This window comes from Tsuneonella sediminis, from assembly GCF_051912845.1.
Taxonomy (GTDB): domain Bacteria; phylum Pseudomonadota; class Alphaproteobacteria; order Sphingomonadales; family Sphingomonadaceae; genus Tsuneonella; species Tsuneonella sediminis.
Genome location: NZ_JBNCBU010000001.1, coordinates 1 through 16,465 on the forward strand (window position 1 = coordinate 1; position 16,465 = coordinate 16,465).

At 66.9% G+C, this 16,465-nt stretch carries 12 protein-coding genes and 1 tRNA gene; 6 read left to right on the forward strand and 7 right to left on the reverse strand.

Annotated elements, in window-relative coordinates:
- The 6 genes from ACPV3N_RS00005 to ACPV3N_RS00030 form a co-directional block, all read left to right on the forward strand.
- On the forward strand, window positions 1–3,050 hold a 3,050-nt coding region (locus tag ACPV3N_RS00005), incomplete at its 5' end, for a beta strand repeat-containing protein (protein ID WP_440112860.1).
- A 22-nt stretch (window positions 3,051–3,072) separates the two neighbouring features.
- On the forward strand, window positions 3,073–3,774 hold the full coding sequence (locus ACPV3N_RS00010; protein ID WP_440112863.1) for an OmpA family protein: 702 nt from the start codon (window positions 3,073–3,075) through the stop codon (window positions 3,772–3,774).
- Between the two features lie 26 nt (window positions 3,775–3,800).
- Complete coding sequence (locus ACPV3N_RS00015) at window positions 3,801–5,189, forward strand: TolC family protein (protein ID WP_440112866.1); 1,389 nt, start codon at window positions 3,801–3,803, stop codon at window positions 5,187–5,189.
- A 29-nt stretch (window positions 5,190–5,218) separates the two neighbouring features.
- The gene (locus tag ACPV3N_RS00020) at window positions 5,219–7,354 is read left to right on the forward strand and encodes an ATP-binding cassette domain-containing protein (RefSeq protein ID WP_440112869.1); all 2,136 of its coding nucleotides are present in this window, start codon (window positions 5,219–5,221) and stop codon (window positions 7,352–7,354) included.
- Window positions 7,351–8,421: a cell wall hydrolase gene (locus ACPV3N_RS00025; RefSeq protein ID WP_440112872.1), complete on the forward strand. Its 1,071-nt coding sequence runs from the start codon at window positions 7,351–7,353 to the stop codon at window positions 8,419–8,421. The genes ACPV3N_RS00020 and ACPV3N_RS00025 overlap by 4 nt, the downstream gene beginning before the upstream one ends.
- Window positions 8,418–9,692 (forward strand): HlyD family type I secretion periplasmic adaptor subunit, encoded by a 1,275-nt coding sequence (locus tag ACPV3N_RS00030; RefSeq protein WP_440112875.1) that lies wholly within the window; start codon window positions 8,418–8,420, stop codon window positions 9,690–9,692. The genes ACPV3N_RS00025 and ACPV3N_RS00030 overlap by 4 nt, the downstream gene beginning before the upstream one ends.
- Window positions 9,693–9,710: 18 nt before the next feature.
- On the opposite strand, the gene ACPV3N_RS00035 is transcribed toward ACPV3N_RS00030, so the two are convergent.
- From ACPV3N_RS00035 to ACPV3N_RS00065, 7 genes are all read right to left on the reverse strand, one after another.
- On the reverse strand, window positions 9,711–10,646 hold the full coding sequence (locus tag ACPV3N_RS00035) for a transglutaminase-like cysteine peptidase (RefSeq protein WP_440112878.1): 936 nt from the start codon (window positions 10,644–10,646) through the stop codon (window positions 9,711–9,713).
- A gap of 135 nt (window positions 10,647–10,781) precedes the next feature.
- Window positions 10,782–11,765 (reverse strand): N-acetyl-D-Glu racemase DgcA, encoded by a 984-nt coding sequence (gene dgcA, locus ACPV3N_RS00040; protein WP_440112881.1) that lies wholly within the window; start codon window positions 11,763–11,765, stop codon window positions 10,782–10,784.
- Entirely contained in the window at window positions 11,723–12,760 is a 1,038-nt protein-coding gene (gene dgcN, locus ACPV3N_RS00045) for an N-acetyltransferase DgcN (protein WP_440112884.1), read from the reverse strand. The genes dgcA and dgcN overlap by 43 nt, the downstream gene beginning before the upstream one ends.
- Before the next feature lie 68 nt (window positions 12,761–12,828).
- Window positions 12,829–13,725: a LysR family transcriptional regulator gene (locus tag ACPV3N_RS00050; protein WP_440112887.1), complete on the reverse strand. Its 897-nt coding sequence runs from the start codon at window positions 13,723–13,725 to the stop codon at window positions 12,829–12,831.
- 78 nt (window positions 13,726–13,803) lie between these two features.
- On the reverse strand, window positions 13,804–14,418 hold the full coding sequence (locus ACPV3N_RS00055) for a response regulator (protein WP_440112890.1): 615 nt from the start codon (window positions 14,416–14,418) through the stop codon (window positions 13,804–13,806).
- A gap of 1 nt (window position 14,419) precedes the next feature.
- On the reverse strand, window positions 14,420–15,997 hold the full coding sequence (locus tag ACPV3N_RS00060) for a sensor histidine kinase (protein WP_440112892.1): 1,578 nt from the start codon (window positions 15,995–15,997) through the stop codon (window positions 14,420–14,422).
- 390 nt (window positions 15,998–16,387) lie between these two features.
- Window positions 16,388–16,462: transfer RNA gene (locus ACPV3N_RS00065), tRNA-Val, on the reverse strand.
- Between the last annotated feature and the right edge of the window lie 3 nt (window positions 16,463–16,465).

Consider the following 16,465-nt stretch of genomic DNA (forward strand, 5'->3'; position numbering starts at 1 on the left):
ACATGCCGGCTTCGGGGGCGGGGAGCGACGGCAACACGAGCGACAGCTTCACGTTCACGGTGACCGACGCGGACGGCGACAGCGTGACCAAGACGGTGAACGTGACGCTGCAGCCGGACTCGGTGCCAACACTGAGCGTCACCGACGTGACGGTGGATGAAAAGGGTCTCGCCAGGGGCAGCGGCGAATACGCCGACCACTTCGGCATGAGCGAAGACCTGAACAGCGACACCAGCGAGACCGCGACCGGCACGTTCACGATCAATACCGGTAACGACTCTCTCGAGGCTCTCGAGGTGCAGGCCGCCAACGGAACCTGGGTCGACGTTACCGCGGCAACGATGGCCGTCCCGGTCATCGTTAACGGGACCTTCGGGACCCTGACGGTCACATCCGACGGCGCAGGGCAGTACAGCTACAGCTACACGCTGACGGACCGGCTCGGGCACTCGACGCCCGGGGCGGGCGAAACGCTCCCAGGCGATTCGTTCGCAGTGCGCGTCACCGACAGCGACAACGACACGACCGCGGTCACCGCGACCACGACGATCGACGTTCTCGTCAAGGACGACGCACCGATCGTCTATGCGAAGGACGCCACGATCCCCATCGCCAACAGCGGAGCAGTGTCGGGTACCGGGAACTTCGATTTCACCGTCGGCGCCGACCAGCGCACTTCCTACAGCGCGATGAATTCGGATTTCACGACGATCACGCTGACCGGGACCGTGGGGTCGCAGACCATTGCCTCGACTCCGCTTACCTGGCTTTCGGAATCCGCCACCGAAGCGAGGTTCAGTTTCTCGTTCGACTATCAGGCCAGCGGCATGACGGTGACCGAGAACGGTATTCTGGTCTTCGACAAGGTCAATGGCAGTTATACTGTCGACCTGCAGGATCCGATCCAGGCATCGGTTTCTCCGCCGTCGGTTTCGGGCGCCAACTCGATAATCGGCTACGTGCAGGGTACCACGACGGTCAGCGGCAACAATCCGCTGGTTTCGGTGGCGACGATTCCGCTCGACCCAACCGACCCTAACACCTCCAACAAACTGTTCGTCCAGTTCACCGGCTTCAGCGAACAGGGCTCAGGCACCGGCGCGAACAATTTCCGCTCGAACAGCCCGTCGGATACCGCGACCCCCCTGGTGTTCACGCCGGGAGACACGCTGGACACGAACAACCAGGACTTTGTGTCCATCTCGGGCTCGGCCAACGGGGTCGGCGGCGACACGATGGGCAAGGGCGAAGTGCTCAACATGAACTTCTTCGCCACCGATCCCAAGGGCATCGTGACGAACACCGACTTTGCCCAGGTATCGACCGTGTTCTTCAAGTTCGACGGCATTGGCGCGAATGAGGACATGATTATCATCCTCAAGCTGCAGGATGCCAACGATCCGTCGATCACGACCACCAAGGCCTTCTACGTCGCCAACGCCGACATACTGAAGCAGGGCGGAAACCTTGGCGTCTATTCCGGAATAACGCTCGACAACAACGACGGCGTCGTCATCATCGAATCGAACGATTACAACGTTCTGCCGACCGACAACTGGATCATAACCGGAGCGCAGATCACTTCGACAGACGAAGGGATTACCGGGCCGGCCTATAACCTGAACGGGGCGGTAGGCACCTTGGGCGGAACCGAGGCCGCGCCGTCGGAGAACTTCTCGAGCGACGTCAACGACGTCGGGTTCAAGGTCTCGGACATCGGTTTCCTGACGCGCACCACCACGCTGCAGAACGCCTCGCTGAAGTTCACCTTCCAGTTGAAGGACAGCGAGGGCGACCTGTCGGCGGTACAGGTCCTGACCGCGAACGTGGTCAACCAGACTACGCCCATCGCGCTCGATCTCGACGGCGGAGGCATTGACTTCACCTCGCTCGCGGCGGGAACGACATTCGATTACGGCGACGACGGCAGCCGCGTGGCGACAGCTTGGGTCGGCGGCGGTGACGGACTGCTGGCGATCGATCTCAACGGCAACGGCAAGGTCGACAACGGAACCGAGATCGTGTTCTCGCAAGGTTCGCTGAGCGATCTCGAAGGCCTCGCCGCGAAATACGACAAGAACCATGACGGCGTTCTCGACGCCGGCGACGCCGACTTTGCCAGGTTCGGCGTGTGGCAGGATGCGAACGCCAACGGGGTGGCCGACGCGGGCGAGTTCCGCACGCTGGCCGAACTCGGCATCGTTTCGATCAACCTCACCAGCGACGGCGTGGCATACAGCGCGGCCGGGGGCGACGTCAGCGTGGCGGGGTCGTCGACCTTCACCCGCGCCGACGGGTCGACCGGAGCGCTCGCCGACGCCGCCTTTGCGACCGCTGCGCGGTCCGCGCAGCGTACCGCAGAGATCGTCACCACCGCTGCTCTCGCAGGTGCAGCCGTCAACGCGCTGCCCGTCGCGGCGCAAGTGTCCGAGACCGACGGGACGCAGGCCGATGGCCTTGCCGCCTTACAGCCCGTTGCCGGAAGAAGCGGAGCGCAGGTGGAAACCGTGTCTGCTGCCGATACCTTTAGGCCCGCACTCGCCGACACGACCGACCACGAGGCCGTCCAGCCGGAGATGGCTGCCCACCGGATCAGCGGCGAAACGAGCGAGGCGCGCTTCATCGCCAACGACAGTGCGTTTGGCGACCTTGGTGATGTCCCGGCATGGCTGGGCGCAGCGGGCGGCCCGCAAGCCGCGCAGGGGGCTGGCGCGCTGCTGCAGGGCATGGGTGCAGAAGGGACGATGCAAGCACTGCTTTCGATCGCGCCGCACGCCGCGGCCGAAGCGGGGATCGCGAATCCTGGTCTTGCTGCCCTCGACGGCGCGCTGTCGGACATTGCGGGCGAGGCCCTGGTCGACAGCATCGTCGAGCATTTTGCTGCGGCGGGCCGCCACGCGCCGGTGGAACTGGGCGCAATCGACGGCGCCGAAGCCGGTTCGTTCATGCTCCTGCAGGGCATCGGCGGGGCGGGCGCCGAATTCGCCGCACTGATCAATCTACCCGAAGCCCACGACGACGCGAGCATGCTCGCGTCGGCGCAGGCCTGAACTTCGAGGAACGGGGGAAACGATGAGAAAGACGCTAGTATCCACGATGGCAATGGCCGCCGCTGCGACCGCGGCGCCGGGCCAGGCGCAGGACAGTTCGTTGTCCGGCCTCGACCTTGGCTCGCTGCGCGGGGAAATCCAGCAGCGCTATGATGCGGCACTCGCGCTGTCGACCGATCCGGCGGTGGTATCGGCCAACGATACGCGTTTTCTCTGGGCCAACGAGGCGAAGGCGCAGTGCGGTATAGCGCTCGGCTTCCTGAAATCGTCGACCAGGGACGAGACCAGCATCGGGAAATGCGAGCTTGCTGCCGGGATGATGAACCGCGCAGCCGCGCCGATGGCGCCGCCGCCGCCCGTCGTCGCCGCTCCGCCCCCCGAAATCTGCAACCAGCGGGTTCCCGGGATCGTGTTCTTCGAGTTCGATTCCGCGACCCCGCCAGGCGATGCGACTCAGACGATCGAGTTCGTTTCCCGCAACGCCGCGGCGTGCCGCTGGACCGCATTCGAGGTGGTCGGTCACACCGACCGCGCCGGCAGCAACGCCTACAACATGGGCCTGTCGCAGCGCAGGGCAGCGGCGGTCGCCTCGCTGATGGCATCGATGGGCGTGCCGCAATCCGCCATCGCGACCGCATCGCGCGGCGAAGAAGAGCCGCGGGTCCCGACCGAGGATGGGGTCCGCAATCCGCAGAACCGCCGCGTTGAAATCGGCGTCCGGTAACAGTTCGAGGGGTTACTATGCGCAATATGACATTATCGATCGCAACCGCGATCCTGCTGGCGTCCGCGGCTCCCGCCGCGCTCGCGCAGGAAGCCGGTCCGACCACGCTCCAGGAGGCCGTCGCGGTGGCGATGAAGGCCAATCCCGAGATCATCCAGGCCCAGATGAACACCGAGGCGATCCAGTTCGAGCGCAAGCAGGCGCAGGGACTCTACGCGCCTCGGGTCGATCTCGAGGCGTCGGCCGGCGTGCGCCGGCTCGAGAACGCGACCCGCCGCAATCTGGGCATTGCCAACCAGGAGCTCTACCCGCTCGAGATCGGCGGGGTGATCGACTGGACGGTGATCGACTTCGGCCGGCGGCGGGGCGAACTGCTGCGGCAGGCCGCGCGCGTCGACGGAGCTTCGCTGCGGGTGGTCGAGCGTTCCGAATTTGTCGCGCTGCAGATCGCGCGGCAGTATTTCGACGTGCTGTTGCAGCAGCGGGTCGCAGCCGCGTCAGCCGACAACGTCACATTCCACCAGATGCTTGTCGGGGACCTCGGCAAGGGCGTCGAGCAGGGTTCGATCAGCATCGCCGACCGGCAGCAGGCCGAGGAACGGCTTCAGGCGGCGCTCGTCCGCCAGACCGAGGCTCGGCAGGATCTGCAGGACGCGATGATCAACTTGCAGCGGCTGACCGGCCTTGACATCACGCAGGTGGTGTTGCCCCCCAATCTCGCTTCGGCGCTCCCCCCCAGCCTCGACCAGGCGGTGGGTCTTGCGCGGACGCGGCACCCCAAGGTGCGCGAGGCGATGGCTGACGTCGATGCCGCGACAGCCATGGTCAAATCGGCGGAGGGCGATCTCTATCCGACCGTCGGGATCGAGCTGCGGGGTCGCTATGGCGATGACATCGACGGCTTCCGGGGCGAAACCAACGATCTTCAGGCGCGGGCGGTGATGCGCTGGAACATCTTCGACGGCGGCATCAACCGTGCCAAGGTCCAGGAGATGGTCCGCCGCGCGAGCCAGAGCCGCTATCGCCTGCACGAGATGCAGCGTGATGCCGAGGCCGACGTGCGCACCGCATGGACGACGATGAACTCGCAATCGGACATCGTGAACAAGGTCGAGCGGCAAAGCCAGGTCAGCGACGACCTTCTGCTGTCCTATCGCAGCCAGTTCAATGTCGGCCGCCGCTCGCTGCTCGACGTGCTCGACGCACAGAACACGCGCTACAACACGCAGGTCCGTCTCGAGACTTCGCGGTTCTCGCAGCTGTTCGCGCAGTACCAGACGCTTGCAGCGACCAATTCGCTTCTCGAAGCGCTCCAGATCGCCCCCGGAGCGGGGGCTGGTACGGACGAGCGCACCCGGTTCGATTACGGCCCGCCCGCGCCTGCCGAGGTGCAACGCCGGGTCTACCCGAACTAGGGGCGGGGATCGGTCGCACGGACACGGGGATGATGATCGAGGGTGAATCGATCGAGGGCGCCACAGCGGATCCGCTGGTGGAATGCGTGCTCGAACTTGCGCGGAGGCTCGGGCCGCCGCTCGACGTCACGCGTCTCGACTACCTCCCGCGCGACGCGGCAGGCCGTCTGCCGGGACACCAGGCCGATGCCGCGCTTGAAATCGCTGACCTCGGTTTCGAGCCGCATCTGCGGCGCCGGCTCCCCGCGCTGGCGTCGGAATACCCCGCGCTCGTGGAGTTCGCGCCCGGCGAGTTCGCGGTCGCGCTCGACGTGCGCGAAGGCGACGTGCTCCTCTGGCGTCCCTACACGGGAGAAGCGTGGGAAACGCGGGCGTCGCTGAAGGCTTCGCCGATCACGCGGTTCATTTCGGTCTATGGCGACCCCGACAAGCAGCGCGCCGACGAGGCGCCCTGGCACGCGAAGGGCCGCGGGCACTGGTTCTGGGGCGAGATGCGCAAGGAACTGCCCGCGTTCACGCCCGTGATCGTTGCGTCGGCGGTGATCAACCTCCTGGCGGTGGCGCTGCCGCTGTTCTCGATGAACGTCTACGACCGTGTGATCCCGAACCGTGCGCAGGCCACCTTGTGGGTGCTGGCGGTGGGGGTCATCGTCGCGTTCGGGCTGGAATTCATGCTGCGCCGCGCGCGGACCGAGGTGATCGACGAGGTCTCGCGACGGCTCGACCTCAAGCTTTCGCAGAAGATCTTTTCCCGCCTCCTCGCGGTGCCGCTCGACAGCCGCAAGGGACATACCGGTGCGCTTGCGGCGCGGGTGTCCGAGTATGCGACGGTTCGCGATTTCTTCGCATCGACGACCATCGTCCTCGTGGTCGACGTGTTCTTCCTGTTCGTGTTCGTAGGCGTGATCGCGATCATCGCGGGCTGGCTGGCGCTCGTGCCGCTAGCCATCATTGTGGCGATGGCGTTCGCCGGTTGGATGCTTCAGAAACGCGTGGTCGACGCGGCGCAGGACGCCCAGGCCGACGCGGGCCTGCAGCAGACGCTGCTCGTCGAATCGCTGACCGGTATCGAGACGCTTAAGAGCCTTGGCGGCGAAGGTGGCATGATCGGGCGCTGGCGACGGCTGGCCGAGGTTGGCGTTCACTCGCAGCAGCGTCTCAAGCACATCAACACGCTGGCGATCAGTCTTGCACAAACGTTCCAGCAGGTCTCGACCGTGTCGCTCGTCATCGGCGGTTACTACCTGTTCGCGGCCGGAAAGATCACGATGGGCGCAATCATCGCGGTCGTCATGCTCGCGTCGCGCTCGCTCGCCCCGGCGGGGCAGATTGCCTTCCTGCTCACCCGCGGACGGCAGGCGAAGGAAACGCTCGACAGTATCGAGCGCATGTTCGACGGCGATGACGAGCGCCGCCGGAACGCGACGCTTACTCTCGGACGGATCGAGCGACCGACCATCCGGCTCGAGAACCTGTCCTTCCGCTATCCGGACAGCGAACGTTCTGCCCTCGACGGAATCGACCTCTCGATAAAGCCGGGTGAGAAGATCGCGGTGGTCGGCCGCGTCGCCTCGGGCAAGTCGACGCTTGGACGGGTGCTTTGCGGGCTCTACGCTCCAACCGACGGGGCGCTGCTGATCGACGGGGTGGACAGTCGCCAGTACCGGCCGCAGCAGCTGCGCGAAGCCTTTCGCTTCGTCGGCCAGGACGCGGCACTGTTCACTGGTTCGGTGAAGGACAACCTGTCGCTCGGTCGCCGCGACGTGAACGATGAACAGCTGCTCGCGGCCCTGCGTTCGACCGGCGCGGACCAGTTCCTGTCGCGCGATGCGGGCGGGTTCGACCGCGCGGTGGGTGAGAACGGGCGGAGGCTGTCGGGCGGTCAGCGGTCGTTCCTCTCGCTTGCGCGGGCGCTGGTGACGCCGTGCGAGCTGTTGTTCCTCGACGAGCCGACGGGCGCCATGGACGCGCAGACCGAGCAACTTTTCGTCGAGCGGTTGTCCCAGTCCATGACGGATGGGCAGACGCTGGTCATCTCGACCCACCGTCCGGCGCTTTTCGCGGTCTGCCAGCGCCTGATCGTGCTCGACAACGGCCGCGTCGTTGCCGACGGTCCGATCCAGGACGTGATCGCCCGCTCGGGCGTTGCAGGGAAGACGGCATGAACGCGATCCCCACCGAAACGGCCCTGCCGCCGCACGAAGGCGAAGCGGTGCACGAGTCGTGGCTGCGGACGGCGCCGGCGCTCCTCGCGGTGGCCGGCGCGCTGGGCGCGTCGTCCTTCGTGCCGCCCGAGCGGGCGGCGCGCGCCGCAATCCCCGTCAGCGACAGCGTTCGCCAGCAGATCGCGACGATGTCTACCGGGACCGAGCAGGCGACCTTCGCCACCGGGGCAGGCGCGATCGAGCGCAACGCGCTCATCCCCACGAGCGACATGCCGGTGGGCCGCCTGTCGGCCTTCACAGAGATTGCGTCGGGATCGCCCGCCTATGCAAACGCGCTCAAGTGCATGACGCAGGCGATCTACTACGAGGCGGCGAACGAGCCGGAAATGGGCAAGCGCGCGGTGGCCCAGGTCGTGCTCAACCGGTTGCGGCACCCCGCCTACCCGAACTCGGTATGCGGCGTGGTCTATGAAGGAGCCAACGCCCGGGTCTGCCAGTTCAGCTTTACGTGCGACGGGTCGCTGCTGCGCACCCCGATGGCCCGCCAGTGGGGCGAATCGCGCCGCGTGGCTGCGGCAGCGCTGTCCGGCAGCGTCGAACCGGCGGTTGGAACCGCCACCAATTACCACGCCGATTACGTGGTGCCCCGCTGGGCATTCACCCTCGGCAAGCTGAAGCAGATCGGGCGGCATATCTTCTACCGCCTGCCCGGCAGGGTCGGCAGCCCGGGTGCGTTCGGCGACCATTGGACCGGGGTCGAGCGCATTCCCGCGCTTGACTACGGACGGCTGAGTGCTGCGCTCGCGGCGAGGGTCGATGCCTTCGCTGCGGAACCGGAAGTGGGGTTCGTGCCCGGTCTCACCGTCACGCCCGACGCGAAGGACCGGCATGCCCCGCTCGACGTCGGAGGCCGGCTCGACACGACCACCGCGTGGCGCATGTCGATCCCCGACCCGTCCGAGCTCAGCAATTCGTACAAGAGCACGATTTCGAAACAGGCCGATGCACCGCGCGCTGGCGGGGTGGGAATGGCCGAGACTGCACCGGTCAAGGACCCCGCTGCGTGACCTTCCGCGAACGGTATGCGAACTGGGATGCGAGCAGGCGGCTGATCTTCATCTCGGCGGCCGGATTGCTCCTTCTGCTTGCGTGGGCGGCCATCGCCGAGGTCGACCAGGTTACGCGCGGGATGGGCAAGGTCATTCCCTCGAGCAAGGCGCAGCTCGTCCAGCCGGCCGCACCAGCGGTCATCGAGGAGATCCTCGTCCGCGGGGGCCAGTCGGTGAAGAAGGGCCAGCTGCTCGTCCGCCTGGACGACGCGCAGTCCGAATCCGAACTGGGACAGCTCAGGGCAGAAACCGAGCGGCTGGCGATCCGCGCGGATCGCCTGCAGGGGGAAGCGGGCGGCGGCGGTCTTGGCTGCGAAGCGGGCGCCAACAGCGCCGACTGCGCCGAGGAACGGCAGCTTCAGCAGGCCCGCATCGCGACCCAGCGGTCACGCCAGAACGCGCTTGCCGCCGCCGTCGAGCAGCGACGCCGCGACCTCAGCGAGGCGCAGGCGACCGCGAATGCACTGCAGGACAGCGTCCGGCTGGCGCGCGAACAGGTCAACATGCTCACCCCGCTGGCCGCCAAAGGCATCGTGCCCCAGACCGAGCTTCTCCAGGCGCAGAGAGACCTCGTCGATACGCAGGGGCGGCTATCGGCCGCGCGCCAGGCGGCTGCGCGCGCCAGTGCGGGAATCAGCCAGGCGCAGGCCGATCTCAACGCCGCACGGCTCGATTTCAGGCAGCAGGCGCTCAACGAGCGCAGCGAACTGCAGACGCGCATCGCGGTGAACGAGCAGACCATCCGCGGCGCGGCCGCCCGGCAGGAGCGCAACGAACTGCGCGCGCCGAGCGACGGGATCGTCAACGACGTGCAGATCACCACCGTCGGGGGGTTCGTCAACGCCGGCGAGAAGATCATGCAGATCATTCCGGTCGGCGACAAGCTGCTGGTCGAGGCGCGCATCGCGCCCAGCGACATCGCCTTCATCAAGGTGGGCGACACGGCGAACGTGAAGGTAACGGCCTACGATTTCTCGATATTCGGCGGCTTGCGCGGCAAGGTCCAGCAGGTGTCGGCCGACAGCATTTTCGACGAGGCGGAGCGGCAGGCGTATTACACCGTGCTGATCGAGACCGACCGGTCGTACATTGCCCGGGGCGGCCAGCGGTTGCCCATCGTCCCCGGCATGATCTGCGATGTCGAGATCATCACCGGACAGCGCAGCATCCTGACTTACCTGCTGAAACCGATCGAAAAGGCGTTCGACACCGCGCTTACCGAGCGCTGACGGACGTGGGCCGCGCGGTCAGACCCCGTGCAGCCAGCGGTCCTGGTGACCGAAGCTGAGGATCGCGCGATAATCGTGCTGCGAGGCGGCATCGAGCACTTCGTCGGTGGCGTTGTCGAGAAGGCGGTAGCCTGCGTCGGTCCGCACGATCAGCACCGCGTGGTCGGCGTTGCGCGCAAGGTCGCGGGCGATGGTGAGAATCATGGCGTCGCGCGGCACCCCTGCCGCCGCAAGCAGTTGCATCTTGGTGAGCGCGATGTCCTCGCAGTCGCCGCGCCCTGCCTTCAGCGTCTTGCGCGCGCCCGCCCAGTAATCCGCGACACCATACTGGTCGCGATCCTCCGCATAGGCGATGCGGCGGTTGACCCAGCGGTTCACCGCTCCCAGCGTGTCCAGCCGAGCGGACGGAAGGGTGCCGAAGTAGCGCCTGAGCTGCGCGGACGAAATCGTCTCGGAGCGGACCCGGTTCCATTCCTTGTCGAAGCTCGTGTGTCCGATGCGCACGCGCTTGCTGGCGAGGAAGTTCTCGGGATCGGCCTGGATGATTGCCGACGGGACCGCGAGGCCCGGCAGCGGTGAAACGCGGCTCGCCACAAGTCCGGCACAGGCTGCCCGCGGCGCGGCCGAGGCATCGATCCCCGGGGTCAACGCGGCCAGGTTCACGGTCGTATCAGCCAGCGTCGCGATCGGGAGCGCGGGCGCCGGAGCCATCGCGGATTGCTGTGCGCGAATGGCGTCGAGCGCGCTGGGCGCCCCCCCCAGCAGGGCGGCGGCCTTCGTCGCGGGGATCGGAGCGGACGCCGGTGAAAGCGGCTGCGCCGCTACCGGGCATCCCGCCAAGCCTTCGAAGAACACCGGCAGCACGATCGCGGGGACCGCGGCCTGCGCTTGAGAGGCGACTGCGCCCAGCGCGAGGGCGGACAGCCCGGCGACGACCCGGCGGCTGGATGGCAAGCGGAGGATCTGGCCCTTTCGCATCCTGCCCCGGATAAGGGGGACACGTAAGGGTACGGTCTCGAAACAGGGTTAACGCGGCAGTGACCGATCGGACCGGTAGCCGAGACCGCCACCAGGACCCGGGGCCGTGCTTCAGCCCCAGAAACCTTCCTGAGGCGGGTGCAGCCACCCCTGGTTTTCCGCGATCCCGCCTAGACGGTCCTCGGCCAGCCACAAGGGCCCGTCGAGATCGGCCCAGTCGGCCATTCGTGCGATGAACAGCGCAGGCGCGATGCCGAGCGACGAGCAGACCATGCATCCGCTCATCAGCCGCATCCCCCGATCACGCGCGCCAGCCGCGAGATCGAGTGCGGCTGTAAGCCCGCCGGTCTTGTCGAGTTTCACGTTGATTGCCTGGTAACGCTCCGCGACCCGGTCGAGGTCGTCGGCGGTGTGGACCGATTCATCGGCGCAGATCGGCACCGCCCCGCGATACCCGGCGAGCCAGCCGTCGTTCTCGGCAGGGCAGGGCTGCTCGAGCACGTCGACACGGCATTCGGCCAGCACGGGCATCGCGGACCGCACAAGCGCCTCGTCCCAGCTTTCGTTGGGGTCGACGATCAGGGATGCCCGCGGCGCCGCGGCCCGGACGGCCCGTATGACTGCAATCGGGTCGCCGGCATCGACCTTCACCTTGATCAGCGGAACGTCCGCCATCGCTGCGGCGGCAGCGGCCATTGCCGGCGGGGCATCGATCCCGAGCGTGAGCGCAGTCGCCAAGGGCAACGGCGAGGGAACCCCGATCAGTTCCGCCACGCTTTTCTCCGACGATTTCGCCTCGAGATCCCACAGTGCGCAATCGACGGCATTGCGCGCCGCGCCCGGCCGCATCAGCGTGATCAACTCGCCTCGGGTCGCGCCCCCTTCGATGGCTTCGCGCGCCGCCTCGATTTCCGCCAGCGTGCTCTCGACGCTTTCGCCGTAACGCGGATAGGGCACGCCTTCGCCGCGGCCCGTCGCGCCCTCTTGTTGCACGCTCACCGTCACCACGTCGACCGCGAGCCGCACCCCGCGCGAAATGCGGAAGGGCCGCTTCAGCGCGAAGTGGTCGGAGCGGGCGAAGAGCGTTCTTGGCACAGCAGGTTGTCGACTATCGGAGCCACGCCGAAGCGGTAGGGGTCGGTACAGGGAAGGGCGAGGAGGTGCTCCGCATCGCGGCAGAGGCGATGGGCCTCGTCCGCCGAAAAGCGGGCGGTATTGAGGCACACGCCAGCGGCCCGGACCCTGGGACTGGTAAGCCGCGCAACCTGGAGGTTCGCGGCGAGGCATTCGGCGAGGCCCGGCAGCGGTCGTTCCGGAAGGCCGCGCACGGCCGTACGCGATGGATCGTGGCAGAGCACGAGCGCTTGCGGCTGGGCGCCATGGAGAAGACCGGTCGATACCCCGGCGAACGATGGATGGAACAAAGAGCCCTGTCCCTCGATGACGTCCCAGCCGTCGTCCTCGCGGCCCGGGGCGAGGTATTCGATCGCGCCCGAGATGAAGTCGGCGACGACCGCGTCAACGGGCACGCCGCCCCCTGCGATGAGGATGCCGGTCTGGCCGGTGGCGCGGAAATCGGCGCGCCGCCCTTGTGCGCGCAAGCCCTCGACCAGCGCGAGCGAGGCATACATCTTGCCCACGGAGCAATCGGTCCCCACGGTCAGCACCCGCCGACCGGGGCGCGGGCGGCCAGTGCCGACCGGCAATCCCGGAGGGGGGTCGCGCACGTCGAACAGGGCAAGGTGCTTTTCCCGCGCGAGCGCGACGAGTTCGGGGACGGCGTTCAGGCGCTGGTGGAGGCCGGACGCCACGTTCAGCCCGGCCTCGAGCGCCGAGCGGGCGTCCGCGATCAGCGCAGGTTCCATGATCCCGCCGGGGTTTGCGATGCCGAGCACAAGCGTTCGCGCGCCGGCGGCGACGGCCTGCGCCATCGCCATGCGCGGCAGGCCAACGGTCAGCGGGCAATCATCGTGGCGAAATTCCCCCACGCAATCGCTTCCTCGAAACGCAGCCAGCCCGCGCGACGTCTTGATGCCCACGGGGTCGGTCGCGTGGCCCAGGTACAACAGAAAAGGCGCCGGAACGGCCATGGCGCAAGGACTACGCTACGGACTCCCGATTACCTCATGCTGCCTTGTCGCCGGGTCATAACGGCCGGTTATGTCCGGCCAGAGGCTTCGCCGATATTCGCTCCGAGGACGTTGAGGAACTCGACAGCCAGGGCGGCCGGCGGACGGTCGAGCAGGTACATCGCGTTTATGTCGAATGTCAGCGGCGACCTCAAAGGCCGCATCGACAAGCCCGGAGCCAGCGCGGCGCGCGCGGTAAGATTGTCGACCACGGTCATGCCCACGCCCAGGCGAACGAGCGCGGTCGCGATATGAAAAGTCCGGGCCGAAACTACCTCGTTGAGTTCCACGCCCAGACGCTCGACCTCGGCCATGAAGATCGTGCCGATCGGTCCGCTTGCCGCCAGGCTGACGAGCGGCCTGCCGGCGAGGTCCTCGAGCGCGACCCGTGCGGGCGCGCCGGGCATGTCTTCCTCGCGGTACAGGACGACCAGCTCCCCCGCGCCCAGCCGAAAGCCGCCCAGCGGCGCGCCTGCGGGTACCTCGTATGCGACCACGATGTCGGTTTCCCGTTCGTAGAGATTGCGCAGGAGATCGGCGTGGTGGACGGTCTGCAGGTCGAACCGGATTCCGGGATGCGCACGCAGGAACCGCGCGACCGTTTCCGGCAGCGCGTCGAGTGCGATCGAGGGAAGGGCCGAAATCCGCAGCAGTGCTCCGGCACCCTGTCTGCGATTGCGGCTCGCCTTGCGCAAGGCATAGACCCGCTCCTGGATGTCCGAGACCTCGGCGAACAGGGCATGCGCGTCCTCGGTCGGAACGATTCGGCCGCCGGTGCGGTCGAACAGCACGAACCCGATCTGCGATTCCGCATGGCGGAGCACCTTGGAAACCGACGGCTGCGAGACGTTGAGCATTCGCGCGGCGGCGCTGACCGATCCGCTCACGTAGACCGCGTGGAAAACCTCGATGTGCCGCAGGTTCATGACCGTTCCCTCGTCCGGACGCAGGGTCTGCCCTCAGGCCCTATCGGATCCGAGGCGCATCGTGATGTGAGGTGGGTGCTAGGGCTGGGCCATCACCAGCAATGCCAGCGCGGTGCGATTGCCAATGCCCAGCTTGGTGTAGACCGTGTTGAGATAGACTTTCACCGTCCCCTCGGTCACCGCCATGCGTTCGGCAATCTCGCGGTTGCGAAGTCCTTTTGCGACGAGCCCCGCCAGCTCGCGTTCGCGCGGAGTAAGGCCCGCGAGCGTGTCCGTTGCCGGTTCGAGCGAAGCCGAAAGCGCGCGTTCGGTAAGCTCGCTGTCGATGTAGCGCCTGCCTGCGCCCACATGTTCGATGCATTCCAGCAGGCGATCCTCCGCGCCGTCCTTGAACAGGACACCGCGCACGCCGTACCGCAGCGCGTCGAGCAGCTGATCGTCCATTATGTCGGCTGTCAGGAGCACCACGCGCACGGGACTTCTGCGGTCGTGCAGTTCGCGCAGGACGTCGATGCCGCTTGCCTTGGGCATTCGGATGTCGAGGATGGCGATCTCGGGCTGGTGTTCGTCGATTGCGGCCAGCGCGGCTTCGCCATCCGCCGCAGAGATCACGTCGGAATGGCCGCCGAGAGAGAGAACGCTGGTAACCCCGGAACGGATCAGGGGGTGGTCGTCGGCAATCAGGATCTTCATTTCACGCCTTTCCTAGCGGCAATTCGATTCGAATTCGAGCGGGTGTCCCGCCTTCGACGGCGAGACGGCCATTCAACCGCTCGACGCGCTCCCCGATGGTCCGGGGATAGGCGCGCTCGGGCCCGTCCCCGAAAGGGACTCCGTCATTGGCGATGGCGAGCGACAGGCGGGTGCCGGCGATGCCCGCATCAATGTCCACCTTTCGCGCCCCGCCGTGACGCACCGCGTTCGACACTGCCTCGCGGACGATCTGCCGGCATTCGAACGCCAGCGGAACGCTTACGGTTCGGTCCCCCTCCATCGCCAGGTCGATAGCGATTCCCCAGCGGCCCCGGCATTCCTCGACCGCACTCGCGAGTTCGCCGGCAAGTTCGGTGTCGCTGTGGTCCGAAGGGCCCGAGCGCAGCCTCTCGATCACGCCCCGGATGTGGGTCTGCTCGTTCCGCAAGGTTGCCTTGAGTTCGGCGGCCAGGCGGCGCGATTCGGTCGCATCCTCGGGAATGGTGAGGCGCAGCGCCTCGATCCCGAAAGTGGCCCCGGCAAGCGCCTGCGCGACGCTGTCGTGAACGTCCCGGGCGAGCGCCTCGCGGGTCTGGACGAGGGCGCGATTGCGTTCGAACTCGGCCAGCGCGCGTTCCTCGATCAGCGCGACCACCTCGCGCGCGATGTCGCGAAAGCGCGACAGATCGTCGATCGCGATACTGTCCATGCCGCCGGCGATCAGCTGACCGCGCGAGCCCTGACTCGACCGCAGCGCGGCGCAAAGCCCTTCGTCGACCCCGGCGAGCGCGATCAGTCCCTCGCGCGGCGGAGGATCGCATGCGAAGATTGACCCCTCCGCCGATCGCATGGCCAGGCATCGGCTCCGCGGCAAGTCGAACAGCCGGACGGGCGGCTGGCCCTCGTCGGAGAAACTGACAAGCCGATGCGATTCCAGCTTGCCATTCCGCAGGATGACGGCAGCGGCCGGTTCCTCGCTCGGCTCCCAGACGATTGCAACGGTGCGAGCGCCGAGCACGAGTGATGTATAGCGGACAGCAGCCTCGAGGCGGTCGTACTGGACGAGGTCGTCCGTGGGCGGTTCGCGCCGTCCGGAGCGGGATTGCATGCCGAACAGGATAAGCGCGACGGCGATCACACCCATGTAGGTCAGGCGTCGCAGGAAGACCTGGATGTCGATGTCTTGCCCCTCCAGCAGGAGAGCAGTGCCCGCGAGCATGTAGGCGGCGCCCGTGACGATCGCGGACAGCGCGGTGATCCGCCAGTTCCACCGGAGTGCCGCGGCGTACATCAGGAAAAAGAAGAATGCGGTGAACGGACTCGTGAAGTTCACCGAGGAGTTTTCGGTGAACCAGACCGACAGCGAGAATACCGCGATGTCGAGCGCGAAAGCATAACCCGACAGGCGGAAATCGTGCCACCAGCTCGTCCAGGCCACGCGAAGCAGGACCGCCGACGTCACGACGTATCCGATCAGTATCGCATAGCCGATGGGAACATAACGCGTCGGTTGGCTAGGGTCGGCCGCCAGCGCGATCAGGAACACCGCGGCGAGCACGAACCGCAGTGTCGCGATCACGCGCGCAATGCGGTTCCGAAACGACGTCGCCAGCACCGATTGCGCCCCCCAAGTCCCTTGGCCCTTTATTGCCGGGGACGCGTGAAAGCACAATCGCCCTTGTCCGGGCGTACACCCGACGATGCGGGCGGGGAACCGGAAACGCCCCTGACGTGTTGCGATTTCGGGAGCCGGTCGCTGCATTCGGCGGGCGTCTTATCCCCCCTCCCGTACCCCGCCGGCAGGGGCCGTCTCCTCGCAGACTCGCATGTGGCCACGACCAGTCAGCGCTCCACTCCGCTGCGCGCAAGGACAGATTTTGCGGAACGATCGGCAAGACACTCTGGTGAGCGAAGTGATCCCGCGCGACGGGCGGCTCGCTGGCCATTCCTCCGGTTCGCCGGAACGGAATGGTGGGCGCGACAGGGATTGAACCTGTGACCCCACCCGTGTGAAGGGTGTGCTCTACCGCTGAGCTACGCGCCCGTC

Bases quoted from the DNA above. Each gene is read 5' to 3' on its own strand.
- ACPV3N_RS00010 (WP_440112863.1), top strand. From the start codon at position 3,073: ATGAGAAAGACGCTAGTATCCACGATGGCAATGGCCGCCGCTGCGACC.
- ACPV3N_RS00015 (WP_440112866.1), top strand. From the start codon at position 3,801: ATGACATTATCGATCGCAACCGCGATCCTGCTGGCGTCCGCGGCTCCC.
- ACPV3N_RS00020 (WP_440112869.1), top strand. From the start codon at position 5,219: ATGATGATCGAGGGTGAATCGATCGAGGGCGCCACAGCGGATCCGCTG.
- ACPV3N_RS00025 (WP_440112872.1), top strand. From the start codon at position 7,351: ATGAACGCGATCCCCACCGAAACGGCCCTGCCGCCGCACGAAGGCGAA.
- dgcN (WP_440112884.1), bottom strand. From the start codon at position 12,760: ATGGCCGTTCCGGCGCCTTTTCTGTTGTACCTGGGCCACGCGACCGAC.
- ACPV3N_RS00050 (WP_440112887.1), bottom strand. From the start codon at position 13,725: ATGAACCTGCGGCACATCGAGGTTTTCCACGCGGTCTACGTGAGCGGA.
- ACPV3N_RS00055 (WP_440112890.1), bottom strand. From the start codon at position 14,418: ATGAAGATCCTGATTGCCGACGACCACCCCCTGATCCGTTCCGGGGTT.